Source organism: Ruminococcus sp. Marseille-P328, assembly GCF_964249465.1.
Lineage (GTDB): Bacteria > Bacillota > Clostridia > Lachnospirales > Lachnospiraceae > Blautia_A > Blautia_A faecis.
On sequence record NZ_CAXUBQ010000007.1, the window covers coordinates 104,293 to 122,641 of the forward strand.

Below are 18,349 nucleotides of genomic sequence, written 5' to 3' on the forward strand. Positions count from 1 at the left end.
GCCTCCTTCCTGTCCGTTCTCTAATTATAACGCGACTGCCTGATAAAGTTCTTCAAAAATAAATAAAAATTTTGTAATTATTCAGCTGGTACTATTTTGCAAGGTGTTTTTACTATAAAAGTCCCGGATGGAAACCATGAATGAGCCATGCTTGCATGAGAGAATTCATAGATATCGGATGGGCTAGAGCGTGTTTGAAAAATCATTCCCGCAATCTGCACGCCCCACTTTGTGGGAGATTGCGGTATATTTGAACACGTCCTGAAATGACTAAATACAAAGAAAAAATAAAAATTGCGGGAAGAGCATAAATAGACTATAATCAGTTTCGTGAATAAAAGATAGAAATAAATCCTGCTGTTTAATTTATGAAAGAAGGAGCATTTATGTACGATACAAAAAAGTTATATTATGAAGATGTATATAAAAAAGAATTTACCGCCAAGGTGTTGGAGTGTCGTGAGAGCAAGAAAGGCTATGAAATAATTTTAAACCAGACAGCTTTTTATCCAGAAGGAGGCGGACAGCCCAGTGACACCGGTATATTAGGCGGAATAAATGTTAAGGAAGTTCATGAGAAGGATGGAGAGTTAGTTCATTATACAGATGGGCCTTTGGAAGTTGGTATGGATGTAATAGGAAAAATTAACTGGGGCAGAAGATTTGACCTTATGCAGCAGCATTCCGGAGAGCATATTGTAAGTGGGCTGGTACATGAAGCATTTGGATATGACAATGTGGGATTCCACATGGGAAGCGATGTGATCACCATCGATTTCAGCGGAATGCTGGATGAAGAACAAATGGCCGAAATCGAAGCGAAAGCGAATCAGATTATCTGGGAAAATCAGGAAGTTGAGATTTTTTATCCTACAGAGCAGGAACTTAAAAATCTGGATTACAGAAGTAAGAAAGAGCTTTCCGGATGGGTTCGTATTGTGCGCTTCCCGGGAGCAGATACCTGCGCATGCTGTGGAACTCATGTGACGCGTACTGGAGAAATTGGAATGGTGAAGCTGCTTTCTGTAGTGAAATTCCGTGAGGGGGTTCGTATGGAAATGCTGTCAGGTAAGCGAGTGCTTGATTATCTGAACATGATAAATGAACAGAATCGTCAGATTTCCGTGAAGCTGTCTGCGAAAATGGACAAAACAGCGTCAGCGGTAGCAAGGATTCAGGATGAAAATTTTGCTCTGAAGGGAAGAGTACATGCGTTAGAAGAAGAATTTATCGTTGGCGAAGCTGCTAAATGGAAAGAAAAAGAGAATGTGCTTTTATTCCAGGAAGGAATGGAAGCAGGAAGCGTTCAGAAGCTTGCAGATGCAATTTTACAGGTTTGTAAGGGGCGTTGTGCAGTATTCTCCAGGAATGCAGATGGAAGCTATAAGTATGCTATGGGAGAAAAAGACGGAGACTTACGTCAGTTTACAAAAGAGATGAATGCAGTATTGAATGGCAGGGGAGGCGGTAAGCCTTTCTTTGTACAGGGGTCTGTGCAGGCTTCCGAGAAAGAAATTCGAGCCTTTTTCGAAAATAAATAGCAGTTGTTCAGTTCCTTCGCAAAAGCACCTTGCGGAATAGCACCCGCTGAATAGTTGCAATAAATAATAAAAGAGGATTGAAAAAAATCCGTATTAGAGCGTGTTTGAAAAAGCATTCCCACAATCTGTACGCCCCACTTTGCGGTATATTTTGCCCGAATTCGGTTGTCATAGCCCGCTACGATGCCCTCCTCCGGACAAAATCTCCCACAAATTGTGACGCACATCTTGCAGAAGTCCTTTTTTCAAACACGCTCTGCGGAAGAAAGGAAAAGCTGAATTATTTTTCAAGATAATCAGTGTTATAGGAAGAAATGTTTGGAGAGTGTCATGCGCACCTGATCATGGATGGACTGAATTATAAAGATGCAATTTCTATTCATAAGGATCATGTAAACGATGAAGTGATACGGAAACATTTGAAAGCTTATGAAGAGCTGGGGATTGTCTTTGTAAGAGATGGTGGAGATGCATTAGGAGTATCGGAAAGAGCCAGGAAACTGGCACCAGAATATGGAATTGATTATCGTACTCCTATTTTTGCCATCCATAAAAATGGACACTATGGCTCTATCGTGGGAAAAGGTTTTGACACTATGAAAGAATACCATGTCCTTTTGAAAGAAGCGAAAAACAAAGGGGCAGATTTTATTAAAATTATGACCACAGGACTTCTGGATTTTAATAACCATGGACAGATTACCGGAACGCCTTTAGACAGGAAGGAAGTCTGCGAGATGGTACATATTGCCCATGAAGAAGGGATGGCGGTGATGAGCCATACCAATGGAATTTATGGTGTACAGGCAGCTGTGGAAGCTGGTGTGGATTCAGTAGAACATGGAAATTATATTGATCCGGAAACAATCAGAGAATTAGCTGACAGTGATAGTGTATGGGTTCCTACTCTTGTGACAATTCGAAATCTTCGTGGATGTGGAAGATATAAGGAATCAGTGCTTGATCCTATTATAGAACTGGCCGCAAAGAACCTTCGTCTGGCATACAAGTACCGAGCAAAGGTGGCTCTTGGAAGTGATGCAGGAGCTTATATGGTCTTACATGGGAAGGGCTTAATGGATGAATACCAGGCATTTATGGACATTCTGGGAGAATCCGGGGATGTGAGAGCCTGGCTGGTAGATGGAGAGAAAAGGATTCAGGACACCTTCAGGCGTCCTGAATCTTGATAGATGTATAAATGTTGGAATTTTTGGATTTTGTAGGATCAAAGGTAATGCAGATACCTGCGCCGGATTCCATATTACTGGTGGAGGTATCCTTTGCCCCTTCTGTAAAGCAGGTTATGGTTGCGCCATCGCCAGTTTGAAGTGTGACGGTATTTGCTGTATGGCCTATAATTGTACCGCTGACTGAGCTGGTAATTTCCCGGCTTCCAAGAGAATCCGGATCATCACCGGTGACTGCTGTAACAGTAACACCATCCAGTGAATTTCCCTGAAATTGTCCAGTGCAAGTTATGGTTACATAGGAGCCTGGTGCTGTTCCACCTTTAAAGTAAGAAGGAATCTGAGACAAGTCCACATTTATTGTGCTGTCAGAGCCAGAGGGAAGAACTGTGAGCGTATTCAGGGAAATATTCTGAATTTCTGCATGAATCTGCTGTTCTTTTGCTGAGTCATCGGCAGAAACTTGTGCAGGATCTGGTGTTGGTGTTGGATCTGGAAGTGTAAGCGGATCAATATCTGAAATGCTTAGTACTTTCAGATGACTGGCATTAAGAGAAGAACTTTGGGTATCCTGACTGGAAGCAAACTTGCCTTTAAAATGAATGTATACCCATACACCGGTGCGGATGCCATTCTGATAATATTGTTCAGTTCCAGTGATTGGATAGGTGGCTGTTTTGCCTTTTTTATTTTTTATGGTAATGGTATTTGGAGTCAGACTCTGTACTTCCCCATAGGCCTTTCGTACTTCCAGCTGATGCTTTTTGTGAAAGTCGTCTACTACTTTCAATGCTTTTACAGTGCTGGTATCCTTGTTAGAGAGCTGACCCTCATAAATGACACTGATTTCATCTCCAGTGATCATGCCATCTTCGCATTCCAAAGTTGCTTCAGAAAGATCAAAAACGTAAGTTTGTTCCTGACTTTCCATAGTCAGGGTGGCACCGGTGAAATCCTTAAGGGTTCCTTTGATTTCATCCATATAAACACGCTGTTTGGGCGTTTCTGAAGTGTTCTGTAAGGTGGTTTCACTCTGATCAGAAGTAGAAGTATAGCTGGTGATTATATCACCGGCAGTACATCCTGACAGAGAGAACAGTACCAAAGAGCCAAGTAATAGTTTTGTGAAATTTTTCATTGTTGCTTTGTATCCTCCGAATCCGGAAATGGTACAGGAAGAAAATCGAAAACCTCTCGGCATGCATTCCATTCCTCCGAGTTATCTGGCATACGATAGCCAAGTCCTGTACATTCTGTAGTAGCATTTGTATTCATGTAATTATTATAAAAAACATTGTAAGGATTCTGTAGTGGCGACTGTTTTTGGCAGGATGATTTGTTTGTGGATTTTATATTCATAGAAACACTCCTTTTTGTCAAATATTTTTCCTATATAAGGGAAGATATTCTTAGAATATGCGAAAAAGAGGAGAGTATGCACAAACATTTGTCAGTGAACAGTAACGCGCTTCGCGATGCACAGAAATCATGCATTCGCATGATTTCGCGCTAAGATTCTCGGGTTTTCTGTGAACTTTGTTCACAAAAAACACTCGCGGAACATTACCAGTAAACAGTAACGACTAATTTATTTATGTGAATATTATAACAAATACATATTGAAATTTCTATATTTTGTGCTATAATCATTTTAAATAAATAATAGCGAAGTAGGAATTTATGCGTCAAGTGTTCATTGGCTGGGGAGTCGCCGTGAAACGAAAAGCAGCAGGACTGTTTACGATATATTTTCCGCACCCGTTGCTACATGTGAGAACATCTCATAATGTGGAGGGATTATTATTTATGGTAACTACTCTGTTATTTTAATCATTATGGAGGTGTTTTTTTTATGCGTAAAAACAAACAGACATGGAGTGTTAAGACTCTTGTATTCCTTGCACTGCTGGTAGCAATCCAGCTTGTGCTGTCACGCGTTCTGGTAATTGATCTTGGTGTATATCGAATTACATTGGGAACTGTCGCCACTGTATTGGCAGGTCTTTGGATGGGACCTGTAGCTGGTGGTGTAGAAGGTGCTGTTGCCGATATCATTGGATGTTTTATGAAAGGCTATGGAGTTAATCCACTGATTACTTTATCAGCAGTTGCCTGGGGTGTGATCCCCGGACTGGCTGGAAAACTAATGGCTGAAAAGAACAGAAAAGTAAAGACTGTTGTTATGTGTGTCGCAATTGCAGTCTCTGGCGTAGTGGGAACACTTGGACTGACCACTGCAGGACTGGTAATGATCGGAGCAAACTTCTATGCAATTATGCCAGGACGTCTTGTACAGTTTGCAATCATGACTCCAATCTACTGCGTACTTACCAGTCTTCTTTATTTCAGCCCGCTTACAGGCATGGTTGTAGGAAACATAAGACCTGCTAAGCTGGAGAAGAAGACCGTATAAATGGCAGCAGTCCAGGAGCTGAATTATATACAAAACCCCAAATTAAATAATATGGCATAAGATGGATTATGAAGCAATGCACTTACTGGAAAGTTGATTGTTTGAGAAATCAACTTGTTGAATAAGTCAAAAAATACGATTCCCAAATAAAAGGCTGTGATCAGGATAAACACTGATCGCAGCCTTTTTTAAACATGTTCTGAAAAGTTTTCAGTTTGTATGTGTCTGAACCCGGAACCAATAGGTGTAGAGATAATGAAGTCCAAGTGATTCATAAAGATTACGTGCTGGAGTGTTTCCCTCTACTACCTGAAGATAGGCCTTAGTTGCGCCTTTCTTTTTTCCTTCTTTTAGAAGTGCAGTACAAATCTGACGAGCATAACCCTTGTGTCTGAAATCTTCGCGAACATGGATAGCGTACAATCCAATATAATTTCGATCCAGAATGCCAAGCCCGGTTGCAATAATTTTTCCGTTACTCCAGATGGAGGCGCATACGGTGTCTTTTACGATGGCATGATACATGGATGGAACTACAGCACGGTGAACAGGATTAATGGTGCCTTTCAGATCAAAAAGACTTTCAATCCAAATATCTGGAATATCGTCAGTAAGAGTTACCAGATCGCAAGGCGCAGAAAGATCTGCTCCATCCAGTGAGGCTGCCATAACATTTGTTGTATGCTGGATTTCGTAGTTGCGGTTTTCCAGAAGATAATCAAAATCCGGAGAAACCAGAGGACTGATCTTAAAAATTGCAGGGCTGCCCAGTCGGGCATACTCTGCTTCGCAGAAAGAAACCTTTTCCCTCCAGGAAAGGGTAGAAGTTCCGAACTGCTCCACACTGTTTGTTCTATGTGTATAAAAATAGGAAAAACGGAGAATCCATCCATCATAAAGCTCCATTTTATGGGAGGGCCATGCATTTAGTGACATATCTTCAATTTCTTTAATGATTTTATCCATAAAAAAACCTTCTTTTATAAGTTTAGGGTCATTATACATAATTGTATCCAGCAATGCAACTGAAAATAGTCTGTTATAAGACAGATTGCTTTTTACACATCTTGCAGAAAGCCTTTTTCAAACACGCTCTAGTACATCGTTTCGTAAATAACTATACCAATCGCGTAGGATGTGAATTCGAGTGTGCAGGTATAAAAACGCAGGCGTAGCGGGCTACGCCGAGGCTTTTATACCTGTGCAATCGGATTCACAGACAAGTGAGTGGTATAGTTATTTCGAAAACGATGTACTAGTACGGTGAATAGCCGCAAATTAATTTATACAATCTGTCTGCCAGAAATTTTTGTCCCTGCTCAGTAAGGTGAATCCCATCTGTAGTAATTTCTGAATATCCATAACGACGCGCCTTTTCATTCAATTCCTCATGCAATGTAAGATAAGAAATTTGAAACTGTTCTGATAGCTGGTGGATCATTTGTGATATTTTCTGGCGAAAAGGAAGCCAGGTTCTATAACAGGCAGGCCAGGGAAAAAGAAAAGGCTCCATTAAAATAATGCGCGAGTTCGATTTTGCTAATATTGTTATAAGATCTGCATAGCATTTGTAAAAAGAAAAAAGCATATTCCTCTGCTGAAACGGTGTTCTGTCCGTATTCATTATTAATCCAATATCATTAATTCCGATTAAAATTGTTATAATATCACTTGTAAAATCAGAATCACCCTGAATTCTCTGCAGAAGTCTGTTTATAGTAAAGCCGTCAGTGCCATAATTGCGTACCTGATAGTCTGAGCCGTCCCTTTTAAGACAGTCTGACAGCATTTTTACATAGCCATTGCCAAGGAAATCTCTGGAAAAGCAGTGTTCACAATCGGTGATGCTGTCACCAAGACATGTTAATATTGTCATAATTTTACCTCCGTTAATATTATACTGCAAGAACAAAAAGGTTTATAGTTTTTTTAGAAAAATTTGTAAAAAAAAGACTGGACAAATGGAGATAGAGAACCTATAATAAGACTCACCAGAAGTCATCTGGTATCGAAGGTCATCTTTTCAGATCGACTATTCCCTATTCTACGAAAGATAAAATACAGAAAGCCTTTCTCAAACAGGCTCTAAAATACTTCAAGATAGCCTCCTGTTATTAGTAAACCTATGTAAAAGAAGGGATGGTACGTCTATGCTTTTTTGCAGAATATTTCCTGCTATAGCGGCAGGCTGCGCCGCTCTGATGGATATTCAGAGAGCGAAGGTAGACAATGGCTGGCTGCTTTTTTGTGTATTGGTCAGTTTGTTTACGCGAATATGGAAAATGGATGTTAGCAGTCTCGGATCTTGGATATGCGGTCTGCTGGTACCGATACTGATTCTGGGGATTTTATTCATATTCAGAATGCTGGGAGCCGGAGACATCAAGCTCTTGAGTGTTATTGGAAGCATGATCGGACCGACGAAAATTCTCAATTGCATTTCCTATTCCTTTCTGATTGGAGCTGTCATATCAGCTGCTCTTATGATTTCAAGCGGCATTGTCTGCCAGCGAATTCTTTACTTATTACATTACATCAGTGTTTATTTCAAAACAGGAAAAAGAGAACCCTATTACAAAAGCGGTATGCCGTTGGAAAACTTTCATTTCACAGTTCCTATATTTTTAAGTGCATTGCTTTATGCGGGAGGTGTCTATTGAAGAAGAATATTTTTGCTGTCTGTGATCTTGAGGTGGATTATGCCTTGAATTTTATGGATTATCTTAATCATAAGAAAAATATCCCATTTGAGATTCAGGCATTTACCAACGTAGAGAGTCTGATCGCCTATGGGAAAATGAATCACATAGAGTTGCTGCTGATTTCCCAGAAGGCTATGTGCCGTCAGGTGCAGGAATTGGAAATTGGTAAAATTGTTATACTTTCGGAAGGCGTGCACCCACCGGATCTGGACCGTTATCCAAGTGTGTATAAATATCAGGCCTCTTCAGATGTTGTGCGGGAAGTGATGGCGTGTTACGGAGCCGAGAAAGCAGTAGCTCCGGCTGTTTTTCCTGTACTGAAAAAGACCACGGAAATTTATGCAGTATATTCTCCTTTGGGGCGCTGCCTGAAAACATCGTTTGCACTTACATTAGGACAGATTCTGGCAAAAGAAAGAGCTGTTCTTTATCTGAATCTGGAGGAATACTCCGGCTTTGAAGAAATGTTGGGAAAAGGGTTCGCACAGAATTTAAGTGATCTTCTTTATTTTGTACGGCAGGAAAATGGAAATCTGATTTATAAGATGAACAGTATGGTACAGACAATAAACAATCTGGATTTCATTCCGCCTGTACGTACGCCAGAGGACATACGAGGAACTGCATGGGAAGACTGGGAAAAACTGATACAGGAGATTGTACTTCACAGTAATTACGAATTTGTGATTCTGGATATTGGAGGGGCTGTAGATGGGACTTTTCAAGTTCTGGATATGTGCCGGAGAATTTATATGCCAGTGCTGTCTGATCCGGTATCCATATCCAAGATTGCCCAATTCGAAAACCTGATAAGAATCTGGGATTATCCGCAGATTCTTACCAGAACTGTAAAGGTACGCCCGCCTTTTCATGGAGGAAACGTGGCACCGGAGAATTATATTGAAGGGCTGCTGTGGAGTGAACTTGGAGATTATGTCAGGGAAATTCTGAGAAAGGAAAAGGAATGAGTCAGGAAATCTTTCGCAAACTGAGACAAATGCTCATGGAGAAGCTGGATGTTTACCGGGAACTTACAGACCAGGAAATTCTGGAAACGATTGATGAGCTGATCGTAAACACTCTGCGGGAATCAGGAGTGAGCCTGAAAGAAAAAGTGCAGCTTCGCCAGGAACTGTTTTATTCCGTCAGGAAGCTTGATGTATTACAGGAATTGATCGAAGATGAAACTGTAACTGAGATTATGGTGAATGGTCCGGATTCTATTTTTGTAGAACGAAAAGGAAAACTGACAAGGTGGCCGAAGTCTTTTACAGATCAGGAAAAGCTGGAGGATGTGATACAACAGATAGTGGGAAAATGCAATCGCATTGTGAATGAATCATCTCCTATAGTAGATGCCAGACTGGAAAATGGCGCCAGAGTCAATGTGGTTGTGGCTCCGGTAGCATTAAATGGTCCAATTCTGACAATAAGACGTTTTCCGGATACTCCAATTACAATGGAAAAGCTGATTGAACTGGGAAGTATAACTCCAGAGTGCGCGTCCTTTTTGGAAAAACTGGTAAGGGCCCGGTATTCAATTGTAATTGGCGGAGGAACGGGAAGTGGGAAGACCACATTCCTGGGGGCTTTGTCAGAGTACATACCAAAAGATGAACGGATTATCACTATTGAGGACAATGCAGAACTGAAGCTTCAAGGGATTGCAAATCTGGTGCGCCTTGAAGCCCGGACAGCGACCATAAACGGAGCACCGGGAGTAAGTATAAGAGATCTTATTAAGTCTGCACTTCGTATGAGACCGGATCGAATAATCGTAGGAGAAGTACGGGGTGGGGAAGCTATGGATATGCTTCAGGCACTGAACACCGGGCATGAAGGCAGTCTTGGAACAGCTCATGCAAACAGTTGCCGTGATATGCTGGCCAGACTGGAAATAATGACATTGATGGCGGAACTGGATCTGCCGCTTCAGGCGGTAAGAAGGCAGATCGCCTCTGGCGTAGATATTCTGGTGCATCTGGGACGTATGCGCGATAAATCAAGAAAACTTCTGGAAGTTTCAGAAGTATGTGCGTATGCGGATGGTGAAATCAGGATACAACCATTGTATCAATGGCAGGATGGGTGTGGTCTGGTGCCTGTGGAGCCTCTCCTGCACAGAGAAAAACTGGAACGGGCGGGGGTGAAATTATGATCAGGCAGAAAGTTGATTATGGAAAATACAGATATTCTCAGAAAGAAATTTTAAAATATATAGGAGAAAGTGCAGCATTGTGTGGTGCTGTAGATTATTTGTTCTATCAAACACCTTGGGTAATGTTACTTGTGGTTCCGGTTTCTGTGTTCTTTCTGAAGTGGAAGAAGAAACAGATGATCAGAGAAAGAAAACGGCGCCTTAATTATCAGTTTCGGGATGCATTGAATTCTATGAGTGTGGCGGTACAGGCTGGATATTCTGTGGAAAATGCAGTTTCTGCCTGTGTGCGTGATCTAGAGCAGCTATATCCGAAGAATGAAGATATTGTAGCTGAATTTCGTTATATAGAGACACAACAGAGAGTGAGTGTGCCGGTAGAAGAATTATTTCTGGATCTTGGGCAGCGCTGTAAGGTTGAGGATATTGAAAACTTTGCTTCAGTTTTGTATACAGCAAAAAGAAGCGGTGGTGATCTTGGAAATGTAATTCAGAAAGTGGCTCGAATGCTGGGCGATAAGATTGATGTAAAAAAAGAAATTGAAGCGACTCTGGCTGCGAAGAAGTCGGAACAGATGATCATGAGTCTTATGCCGGCAGGAATTATTCTTTATCTGCAGCTGGCATCACCGGGATTTCTGGATATTCTCTACGGAAATCCATTTGGAATCTGTGCAATGACAGTCTGTCTTACAGTATATGGAGCTGCTTACTGGATGGGGAAAAGAATTGTGGAAATCGAGGTGTAGTTGATGTGGCTCCATATTGTCATTTTTGTTATATTATTGCTTTTGACCGTATGCAGTACTTTAGGTTGGATCCATGTGGAAAACATTGGTACGGTAAAAGGCAGAAAGATGTTTCTTGTGGTTGCTCTGGCAGGAAATATAACAGGAGGACTGCTGACTTGGACAAAAGGTGGCGGACAGGTATTTGAAGACGGTTATGAGTTGAAAAAGGAGGAAAATGCTTATGAAGAAAAATTTATGGTATCCGTGGAAGGAGAAGAAACAGGCAGTGTCTATGTACAGATCCCGGAAAAAGAACTGGAAAAGGAAGATACCGGGCAGCCGGAAGTGTTGACGAAAGAGGAAGACGAAGAACAGAAGCTTTTGGAATTTGTAGCAAATTATAACAGCGAACTGGAAGACTCTGAGTATTATTATCTTCCATCTGACTGGGAAGGAAGAAAACTGGAGTGGAAAATACCTTATGATACTACCGGAAACATGTTGGCAGCAATTTTTCTTGCAGCAGCATTTGTCATGATTGTTATAATTGCGCGAGAAGAGCAGAAAGCCAGAACGAAAAGATATGAAGAACTGATGATGGACTATCCGGGACTGATCATGAAGTTCACCTTGTTGGTGCAGGCTGGAATGACTGTTCGAAATACGTTTAGGAAGATGGCTTCGGATTATAAAAACAAAAATGAAAAACGTATTGCATATGAAGAGATTGTTACTGCCTGCCATGAAATGGAGAGTGGAATTTCAGAAATGGAAGCCTATCGCCGCTTTGGTGAAAGGTGCGGACATGTAAAGTATAAAACATTTGCAACATTATTGATCCAGAATCTTCAGAAGGGCAGCCGTCATATGGGAGAAATGCTGGAAAAAGAATCTGTGGAAGCCTGGGATGACAGGAAAAGAAAAGCAAAAGTTCAAGGAGAAACGGCAACTACCAAATTGTTATTTCCAATGATACTGATGCTGGGCGTTGTAATGGCTATTGTTATGCTGCCGGCCTGTCTGTCCTTTTATGGATAAATCCAATCCGGAGGCCGATTTTCATATTTAAAAAGAAAAGTGCCAAAGGAAATTTTTCAGGCTGAGGGAGGTGAGAAATATGAGCGAACTGCGCAGACTGATGAGAGAATTTTTGTGGGAAGAAGATGCTGTAGGCGTTGTGGAAATTATTCTGATCCTTGTAGTTCTTATTGCACTGGTCATGATTTTTAAAGACCAGTTGACCAGTCTTGTGAAGAATATTCTGTCAAAGATCACAAAGCAAAGTAATTCTATTTAAATGATTTCCAACTAACAAAATGATTTGAAAAGGAGAGGTGCGCCATGGTAAAAAGAGGAAGTATTACTGTTTTTCTGGCCTTAACCCTTGGACTTATTCTGTCCCTGCTGAGCTCAGGACTCGAGTCAGCAAGAATGGCTGCGGCCAGAACTCAGATTTTGAATGGGATGGATATTGGACTGTATTCTTTATTTGGACAATATGACAAGTCCCTTTTAAAGGATTTTGACTTGTTCGCTGTTGACGGAGCCTGTGGGGGAAAGGAAATGAATCTGGCCTCTATATATGATAATCTGGAATCTTATATGAAGCCTGTGATGAAGCAAAATAGTCAGAAATTGTCAGTACAGCAGGGTGGCATTTCCGGTTATCTTCTGATGACAGATTCAGAAGGTGAAGTCTTTTATCAGCAGGCAGTCCAATACATGAAAGAAACTCTTGGAAGCCATGGGGCAAAGCTCCTTTTAAACAAAATTCAAGATATGCAGAAAAAGACAATTGAAGCGGAGCGACAAGGCAATGAGATAGAAAGTAAAGGAACCATTGAAAATTATGAAAGTGAAATGGATACTGCACAACAAAAAAGTCAGGCTTTGCTGGAAGAAAAAAAGAAACAGGAACAGCAGAATGGGCAGGATGGGTTTACAGATGGGAAAATGCTTCCGTCTGTGACAGAAAAGAATCCTCCTGCAAAAGTTGAAAATCCTATTCCAGTAATTCGAAAAGTACGAAAAATGGGACTTCTGGATCTGGTTCTCCCTTTTGGAAAAGAAGTTTCTGACAAAAAGGTAAAAACTAAAGAATTGGTTTCAGGAAGAAAACTTGAAACAGGATTGGCAATGGAGGATTCCGTAAAAGCAGATGGAAGTATGCTTTCCCAGGTTTTGTATCAGCAATATCTTATGGAAAAACTGGGAAACTATATAGAACCAGGAAAGAGCGGCTTAAGCTATCAGATTGAGTACATTATTGGAAAGAAAAACAGTGATGAGGCAAATTTGAAAGATGTAGCGAAAAAACTTTTGATGGTTCGGGAAGGACTTAATGTTGCATATCTGGTTTCAGATGCGCTTATGATGGGGCAGATTCATGCCATGGCAGCGGCAATTGCAGCCGCATTTCTTATTCCACCGGCAGTTGTGGTGATTGAAGGTGCGCTGATCCTATGCTGGGCTTTTGCTGAAAGTATTCTGGATGTAAGAGAGCTATTTGCCGGCGGAAAAGTGCCTTTAACTAAGAATGCCTCTAACTGGCAGCTGTCGCTGCAGGGGCTACCGGCATTGGTAGATAAGCTGGATACGGACAGGCAAAACGATGTAAACGGGTTATCCTATGAGGATTATTTGCAGATATTTTTATTGACAACTTCAAAGGCGCAAAAAGTTAAAGGGGGTATGGATATGATTGAAAGTTCGTTTCGGGAGATGGAAGACTGGAATGAATTTTGTCTGGATCATTGCATTACTGCACTGGAGGCTTCTGTGGATGTAAAGGCAAATAAAAGAAAAGTGTTTACCGTAACGCGGGAATATCACTATATTTAGCTGGAAAATAGATTGTCTTTTGCCATATTACTATATAAGAAAGGCGCAGAAGGATGCTTTCCCGGAAAGGAGATGGAAAATTGATTAAAAGAAAAAAGAGAAAAGATATACAGGCTCTAAGGAGCAGAACAAGAAGGAAGAGTTCTCTGGGAATCCGGTCTGTCAGAAAGTCCCCGTTTTCTGCCAGAAGTCTTTTCGGAAAAGTGTCTTTGTGCGCCTTTGGGAAAGAAATAAAAGAGCAGGTAAAAAAAGCCAGTCTCACGATAGAAGCGGCCTTTGCCCTTCCACTCTTTTTCTTTGGAATGGTGACAATGATACATTTTATGGATGTATACAGAATTCAGACGGAACACTTGAGCAAACTGTGCCAGAGTGCAAAGGAAGCCGGAATGTATGCGTATGTGGTGGGAGGCGACGGAGTAGAAGAAATTACGCTTCCTGATGTTTACAAATACAAGCCAATTGGCGGATTGATACCGCTTCCGGCTAAATGGCAGTATAACAAGGTGAGGGTTCATGCCTGGACTGGCGCGGACAGAGGAAATGGGAATAGTGAAGAGAATAAAAAACCGGAAAATATGGTGTATGTAACGGTTTCAGGTTCGGTGTATCACAAAAAGCTGAATTGCAGTCACCTTAATTTGTCGGTTACTAAAGTGTCGGGTGGAAATGTTTCTTCCAAACGAAATGAAAATGGAGAGAAATATCATGCATGTGAAAGCTGCAGTAGAGGGCAAGCTCCAGGAAGTACAGTTTATATCACAAAATCTGGAAACCGTTATCATAATGACAAAAATTGCAGCGGCTTAAAAAGGTCCGTACGTCTGGTAAAAGAGTCGGAAGCTGGTAATCTGCATGCATGTAAACGATGTGGTTAACAAGAAGAAATGGAAGGGGAATAAAATAATGGAACGAATTTGTATTCTTGCATTTCTTGGAATTAACAGTTGGAAAGATATACACACAAGAGAAGTTTCACTTTTGTCAATTGGTGTATTTGGAATTGTGGGAATGGTAAGAGCATGTTTTCTTGGAACTGTGAGTGTGAATCTGGTATGGAATGTCTGTATGGGGGCCGCTGTGATCGGGCTCAGTATCATCTCGAAAGGCGCTGTCGGGATGGGAGATGGTCTTTTATTTCTGTCGCTTGGGACAGTACTGCCTTTTGAGGAACTTTTGTCAGCATTTTTATTGGGACTTTTTTGCTGCTGTTTTTGGGGAATTGTGGTGTTATTTCTGTCAGGCAAAGGGAAAAAGACTGAGATGCCTTTCGTTCCATTCCTTATGTTGGGATATATTGGAGGTTTAATTTATTGAAAAAGAGAATAAAAAAGGGAAGCATGACAATAGAAGCAGCACTTTTAATGCCGTTGCTTTTGCTGGTTGTGATGATAACTTTGTATTTGTTTTTTTATGTACATAATAAGGTCTGGCTCACAGCCGCGGCTTACGAAGCAGCTCTTGACGGCAGTATGGAAACGGCACGGCCAGAAGGGAAAAGTCGTGATAAAGCATTAAAAAAAGGAAAAGAACTTGGGAACACCGGATTTTATGAAAGCAAAAACCTGAAACTTCAGGTCAGCGAAGGAAAAAAAGTGCAGGTAACGTATGATCTTGATATGTTTTCCGTATATGGAGGATTTAACAGTCATTTGCAGGTAAAGGGAAGTGTAAAAGTAATAAAACCGGTAACCTGGATCCGAAAAGTAAAGGGACTTTCTGAAGTGTCAAATAAGCTGAAGGGGTAAAAAATGAAATCAGAATATAAAAGAGATATAAATGGAAATTATCTTGTGCTGTATGAAAATGAAGAACCAGATACTTCTTCTTATCAGATGAGAATGCTGGTTGGCAATTCGATTCCATCTATTCTAAAATGCAGAGTGCAGGGAGTTGATGGACAGTTTATGGTGTGTTATGACATTACCTCCAAACAGTCTTTGCTTTCTCTTTATGAAGAAAAGAAAATGGGTTACGAAGATCTTCAGATGATCCTGGGGGGATTTGTGCAGGTGATGGAAGATATGTCAGAATATTTGCTGAATCCATGCAGGTTAGTATTGAAGCCAGAGTATATGTATGTAGATGTGGAAAAGAGACAGATCTATTTTTGTTATCTTCCTGGATATGATGAAGATGTGAGACAGAAATTTCAGGAACTGACAGAGTATATTCTTCCGATTCTGGATCATGAAGACTCAAAGGCTGTAATGCTTGGGTATGGAATATACAGAAGAGCTTTGGAAGACAGTTTTCATTTGGAATATATAAAAAAGGAACTTTATCAGGATAGAGAGGAAATAGAAAAAACAGTTGGTTCCTCAATTTTGCAGGAATCAGGCACTATGACAGAGAAAAGGTGTAATTCAGATGGCAGTGAGAAAATTGATCTGTTTGAAAATTATGGGGAGTCAAAAGAGGAAAAGCCTCAGGAAGAACATCTGGAAGAGTTGCTTTGGGAGGAAGAATTATCTGAAAAAAAGAAAAAAGATGTTGGGGGTACGTCTAAAGGATTTTTGATTTGGTGTGTAGCAGCTGGATTTTTTGCACTGGTGGTTGTGGCCGCAGAAACACTGGGGTATCTGCCGAGGGTATCTATGCAGGTTATTCTGGGAGTGGCAGCTGGGATTATGGTAATTGGAATGTTGTGTACCTGGGGTGTGTCCGTTATAAAGAATAAGAATTGCATCAGACATGAGAAAAAGGGACATCTGGAAATACAGAATAAAAGAGAAAATAAAAAAGTGAGTGAAGACTCAGGAAAAGATAAGGTGAACTTTAAAGATAGCATTGAAAGAAACACGACTTCAATGCAAAATACAGCAGAAGTATTGCACCAAAAAGAAAAAATATCAATATCACAAAAAAATTGCGGCGAAACAGTGGTTTTATCTGCGAATATTGTTACTGGACCGGCAACTCTTGTAAGCCGTGAACCTGGTGAACTTGCTACGATTTATCTTCAGAATGAACTTACGGTAATTGGAAAAATGGAGAATGCAGCGGATGCGGTGATCGAACTTCCTACAGTAAGCCGGATACACGCGAAGATACGGAAACGGGAGGGAGAATATTATCTTACGGATTTGAATTCACGCAATGGAACATCTGTAAATGGCAAAATTTTAAAAGGGGATGAGGAATATTGCCTTCAGGATCAGGATCAGATAGACTTTGCGCAGGCCAGGTATGTGTTTCTGAAATAAAATAACAGATTTTAAAAATTTACCGGGTCTGATCTGTTGAGGTATCAGAGAAATTGTGCTATACTTATTCTATTATCAGAAAGTAACGAAAACAGTATTGAAAGTAGACTGAAAATATCGAGGTGATGGCGTGGAAGAAATAAAAAAAGAACCAATGACGGTTCTTTTTATACTTCTGAATATATTGATATTTCTTGTTGTTGATTTTACCGGCGGATCAGAAAATACTGCTCACATGATTGAATGTGGAGCCGCCTATCCACCGCTAATTCTTGAAAATGGAGAGATATACAGGTTATTTACCTGTATGTTTCTGCATTTTGGAATTTATCATATTGCCAATAATATGCTTGTCCTTTTTGTACTGGGACAGCGCCTGGAACCGGTTGTAGGGAAGATTAAATTTATTTTAATTTACCTTCTTGGCGGTCTTGGTGGAAATATTTTTTCTTTTATTATGGAAATGAAATCAGCGGATTACGCCGTGTCAGCTGGTGCTTCTGGTGCCGTTTTTGCAGTAATGGGAGCAATGCTCTATGTAGTTATTCGAAATCATGGAAGAATTCAGGATATTTCCGTACGACAGATGATGATCATGGCCGGATTCTCATTGTATTTCGGTTTTACAAGTACTGGTGTAGATAATGCAGCCCATGTTGGCGGCATGGTTTGTGGATTTATCCTGGCGGCAGTTCTTTATCATCCGGGAAATTTTTCTGGCAGAACAATGTGGAAGGATGTTTCCCCATCGGATTCAATTTCTGCATAAATGTTTCCGCTGTGAGCCTGGATGATCTCTCTGGTGATTGCCAGCCCCAGTCCGGTTCCACCCTCTTTGAATGTTACAAATGGAGTGAAAATTTCATTCAGCTGTGATTCCGGTATGCCGCATCCATTGTCAGTTATGACAATATGTACCCTTTGGTCACTGGAAAAAGCACATAATTTTACTTTTCCATCAGCACAGGAAATTGCTTCTGCTGCATTTCTGAGCAGATTCAGTAAAGCCTGCTTTAATTTAACGGGATCAATAAAGAGGGCAGGCAGTGAGGGCGAAATATCAGTTTTTAAGGTAATGCCCAGGTACTGGTAAGTGGGCTGGATACTGGAAATAATTTCCTTAAGATAGGCAGTAAAAGCAGTTCTTTTCCGTTCAAGTTTATGGGCATTATTGTAATCCGAAAGATTATTTAACAATTCTTTGGTATACTCCAGATTAGCTGTAATATCATTCCAGTAATCAAATGAGACAACTTCAGGATGTGTGTCTTCAATCATCTGAATCTCACTGTTAATAAGTGCTATGGGATTGCGTATCTCATGGGAAAATCGTGATAGTATCAGATGAAATTCATCCTGTTTTTTGTTTAAGATTAAATTATTTTTCATAAGCTCACCTCAAGTGAAGTGTATCATTGAAGTGGACAAATGACAAACAAAATCGTACTTAAAAAATCGAGATTATTCGACAGAGATAAAAAATACTGTTCCAAAAATTTTTTAAAAAATTTTGGAAAAAAATGTGATTTTCGCTATTATTAGACGTATAATTTATATATTCTATTTG

21 protein-coding genes and 1 riboswitch are annotated in these 18,349 nt (G+C 40.5%); of the genes, 16 read left to right on the plus strand and 5 right to left on the minus strand.

What is annotated here, in order from left to right; translation table 11 throughout:
* Window positions 1-77: 77 nt before the first annotated feature.
* A complete protein-coding gene (locus ACESTK_RS07005) occupies window positions 78-395 on the minus strand; it encodes a DUF6783 domain-containing protein (protein WP_373119321.1) in 318 nt (105 codons plus the stop codon).
* Here ACESTK_RS07005 and ACESTK_RS07010 point away from each other — a divergent pair.
* From ACESTK_RS07010 to ACESTK_RS07020, 3 genes are all read left to right on the plus strand, one after another.
* Complete coding sequence (locus ACESTK_RS07010; protein ID WP_226836617.1) at window positions 387-1,541, plus strand: alanyl-tRNA editing protein; 1,155 nt, start codon at window positions 387-389, stop codon at window positions 1,539-1,541. The genes ACESTK_RS07005 and ACESTK_RS07010 overlap by 9 nt on opposite strands.
* A 104-nt stretch (window positions 1,542-1,645) precedes the next feature.
* Window positions 1,646-1,837 carry a DUF6783 domain-containing protein gene (locus ACESTK_RS07015; protein ID WP_325064492.1) on the plus strand — a complete coding sequence of 64 codons (192 nt, stop codon included), beginning with the start codon at window positions 1,646-1,648 and terminating at the stop codon, window positions 1,835-1,837.
* Between the two features lie 18 nt (window positions 1,838-1,855).
* Window positions 1,856-2,731, plus strand: coding sequence for an amidohydrolase family protein (locus tag ACESTK_RS07020; RefSeq protein ID WP_373119287.1), 876 nt, complete (start codon window positions 1,856-1,858; stop codon window positions 2,729-2,731).
* Here the strand turns inward: ACESTK_RS07020 and ACESTK_RS07025 are convergent.
* Entirely contained in the window at window positions 2,712-3,869 is a 1,158-nt protein-coding gene (locus ACESTK_RS07025; protein WP_173770905.1) for a hypothetical protein, read from the minus strand. The genes ACESTK_RS07020 and ACESTK_RS07025 overlap by 20 nt on opposite strands.
* Window positions 3,870-4,395: 526 nt before the next feature.
* A riboswitch (THF riboswitch) is annotated at window positions 4,396-4,497 on the plus strand.
* Window positions 4,498-4,583: 86 nt separating this feature from the next.
* Here ACESTK_RS07025 and ACESTK_RS07030 point away from each other — a divergent pair.
* Window positions 4,584-5,144, plus strand: a complete 561-nt coding sequence (locus ACESTK_RS07030; protein WP_173718422.1) for a folate family ECF transporter S component — start codon at window positions 4,584-4,586, stop codon at window positions 5,142-5,144.
* 210 nt (window positions 5,145-5,354) lie between these two features.
* Here the strand turns inward: ACESTK_RS07030 and ACESTK_RS07035 are convergent, their stop codons facing one another.
* Window positions 5,355-6,110 (minus strand): N-acetyltransferase, encoded by a 756-nt coding sequence (locus ACESTK_RS07035; RefSeq protein WP_118578831.1) that lies wholly within the window; start codon window positions 6,108-6,110, stop codon window positions 5,355-5,357.
* Between the two features lie 289 nt (window positions 6,111-6,399).
* Window positions 6,400-7,020: a GDSL-type esterase/lipase family protein gene (locus tag ACESTK_RS07040; RefSeq protein ID WP_173719044.1), complete on the minus strand. Its 621-nt coding sequence runs from the start codon at window positions 7,018-7,020 to the stop codon at window positions 6,400-6,402.
* 274 nt (window positions 7,021-7,294) lie between these two features.
* Between ACESTK_RS07040 and ACESTK_RS07045 the strand changes: the two genes are divergently transcribed.
* From ACESTK_RS07045 to ACESTK_RS07100, 12 genes are all read left to right on the plus strand, one after another.
* A complete protein-coding gene (locus tag ACESTK_RS07045; protein WP_373119288.1) occupies window positions 7,295-7,804 on the plus strand; it encodes a prepilin peptidase in 510 nt (169 codons plus the stop codon).
* The gene (locus tag ACESTK_RS07050; protein WP_118578011.1) at window positions 7,801-8,814 is read left to right on the plus strand and encodes a hypothetical protein; all 1,014 of its coding nucleotides are present in this window, start codon (window positions 7,801-7,803) and stop codon (window positions 8,812-8,814) included. The genes ACESTK_RS07045 and ACESTK_RS07050 overlap by 4 nt, the downstream gene beginning before the upstream one ends.
* The gene (locus ACESTK_RS07055) at window positions 8,811-10,004 is read left to right on the plus strand and encodes a CpaF family protein (RefSeq protein WP_118578010.1); all 1,194 of its coding nucleotides are present in this window, start codon (window positions 8,811-8,813) and stop codon (window positions 10,002-10,004) included. Before ACESTK_RS07050 ends, ACESTK_RS07055 begins: the two co-directional genes overlap by 4 nt.
* Window positions 10,001-10,753: a type II secretion system F family protein gene (locus ACESTK_RS07060; RefSeq protein ID WP_173719046.1), complete on the plus strand. Its 753-nt coding sequence runs from the start codon at window positions 10,001-10,003 to the stop codon at window positions 10,751-10,753. The genes ACESTK_RS07055 and ACESTK_RS07060 overlap by 4 nt, the downstream gene beginning before the upstream one ends.
* Window positions 10,754-10,828: 75 nt before the next feature.
* Window positions 10,829-11,773 (plus strand): type II secretion system F family protein, encoded by a 945-nt coding sequence (locus ACESTK_RS07065; protein ID WP_373119290.1) that lies wholly within the window; start codon window positions 10,829-10,831, stop codon window positions 11,771-11,773.
* Window positions 11,774-11,852: 79 nt separating this feature from the next.
* Window positions 11,853-12,032 (plus strand): Flp1 family type IVb pilin, encoded by a 180-nt coding sequence (locus tag ACESTK_RS07070; RefSeq protein WP_118578007.1) that lies wholly within the window; start codon window positions 11,853-11,855, stop codon window positions 12,030-12,032.
* Window positions 12,033-12,076: 44 nt separating this feature from the next.
* Window positions 12,077-13,576 (plus strand): DUF5702 domain-containing protein, encoded by a 1,500-nt coding sequence (locus tag ACESTK_RS07075; protein ID WP_226836624.1) that lies wholly within the window; start codon window positions 12,077-12,079, stop codon window positions 13,574-13,576.
* An 80-nt stretch (window positions 13,577-13,656) separates the two neighbouring features.
* Window positions 13,657-14,454: a hypothetical protein gene (locus ACESTK_RS07080; RefSeq protein WP_147422285.1), complete on the plus strand. Its 798-nt coding sequence runs from the start codon at window positions 13,657-13,659 to the stop codon at window positions 14,452-14,454.
* Between the two features lie 28 nt (window positions 14,455-14,482).
* The gene (locus tag ACESTK_RS07085; RefSeq protein WP_187566134.1) at window positions 14,483-14,893 is read left to right on the plus strand and encodes a prepilin peptidase; all 411 of its coding nucleotides are present in this window, start codon (window positions 14,483-14,485) and stop codon (window positions 14,891-14,893) included.
* Window positions 14,890-15,324, plus strand: a complete 435-nt coding sequence (locus tag ACESTK_RS07090; RefSeq protein ID WP_226814859.1) for a TadE/TadG family type IV pilus assembly protein — start codon at window positions 14,890-14,892, stop codon at window positions 15,322-15,324. Before ACESTK_RS07085 ends, ACESTK_RS07090 begins: the two co-directional genes overlap by 4 nt.
* A 3-nt stretch (window positions 15,325-15,327) precedes the next feature.
* Window positions 15,328-16,782, plus strand: a complete 1,455-nt coding sequence (locus ACESTK_RS07095) for a DUF6382 domain-containing protein (RefSeq protein WP_118578003.1) — start codon at window positions 15,328-15,330, stop codon at window positions 16,780-16,782.
* Window positions 16,783-16,912: 130 nt separating this feature from the next.
* Window positions 16,913-17,551, plus strand: coding sequence for a rhomboid family intramembrane serine protease (locus tag ACESTK_RS07100; RefSeq protein ID WP_373119293.1), 639 nt, complete (start codon window positions 16,913-16,915; stop codon window positions 17,549-17,551).
* Here the strand turns inward: ACESTK_RS07100 and ACESTK_RS07105 are convergent.
* Window positions 17,482-18,171, minus strand: a complete 690-nt coding sequence (locus tag ACESTK_RS07105; RefSeq protein ID WP_173770896.1) for a HAMP domain-containing sensor histidine kinase — start codon at window positions 18,169-18,171, stop codon at window positions 17,482-17,484. The genes ACESTK_RS07100 and ACESTK_RS07105 overlap by 70 nt on opposite strands.
* Between the last annotated feature and the right edge of the window lie 178 nt (window positions 18,172-18,349).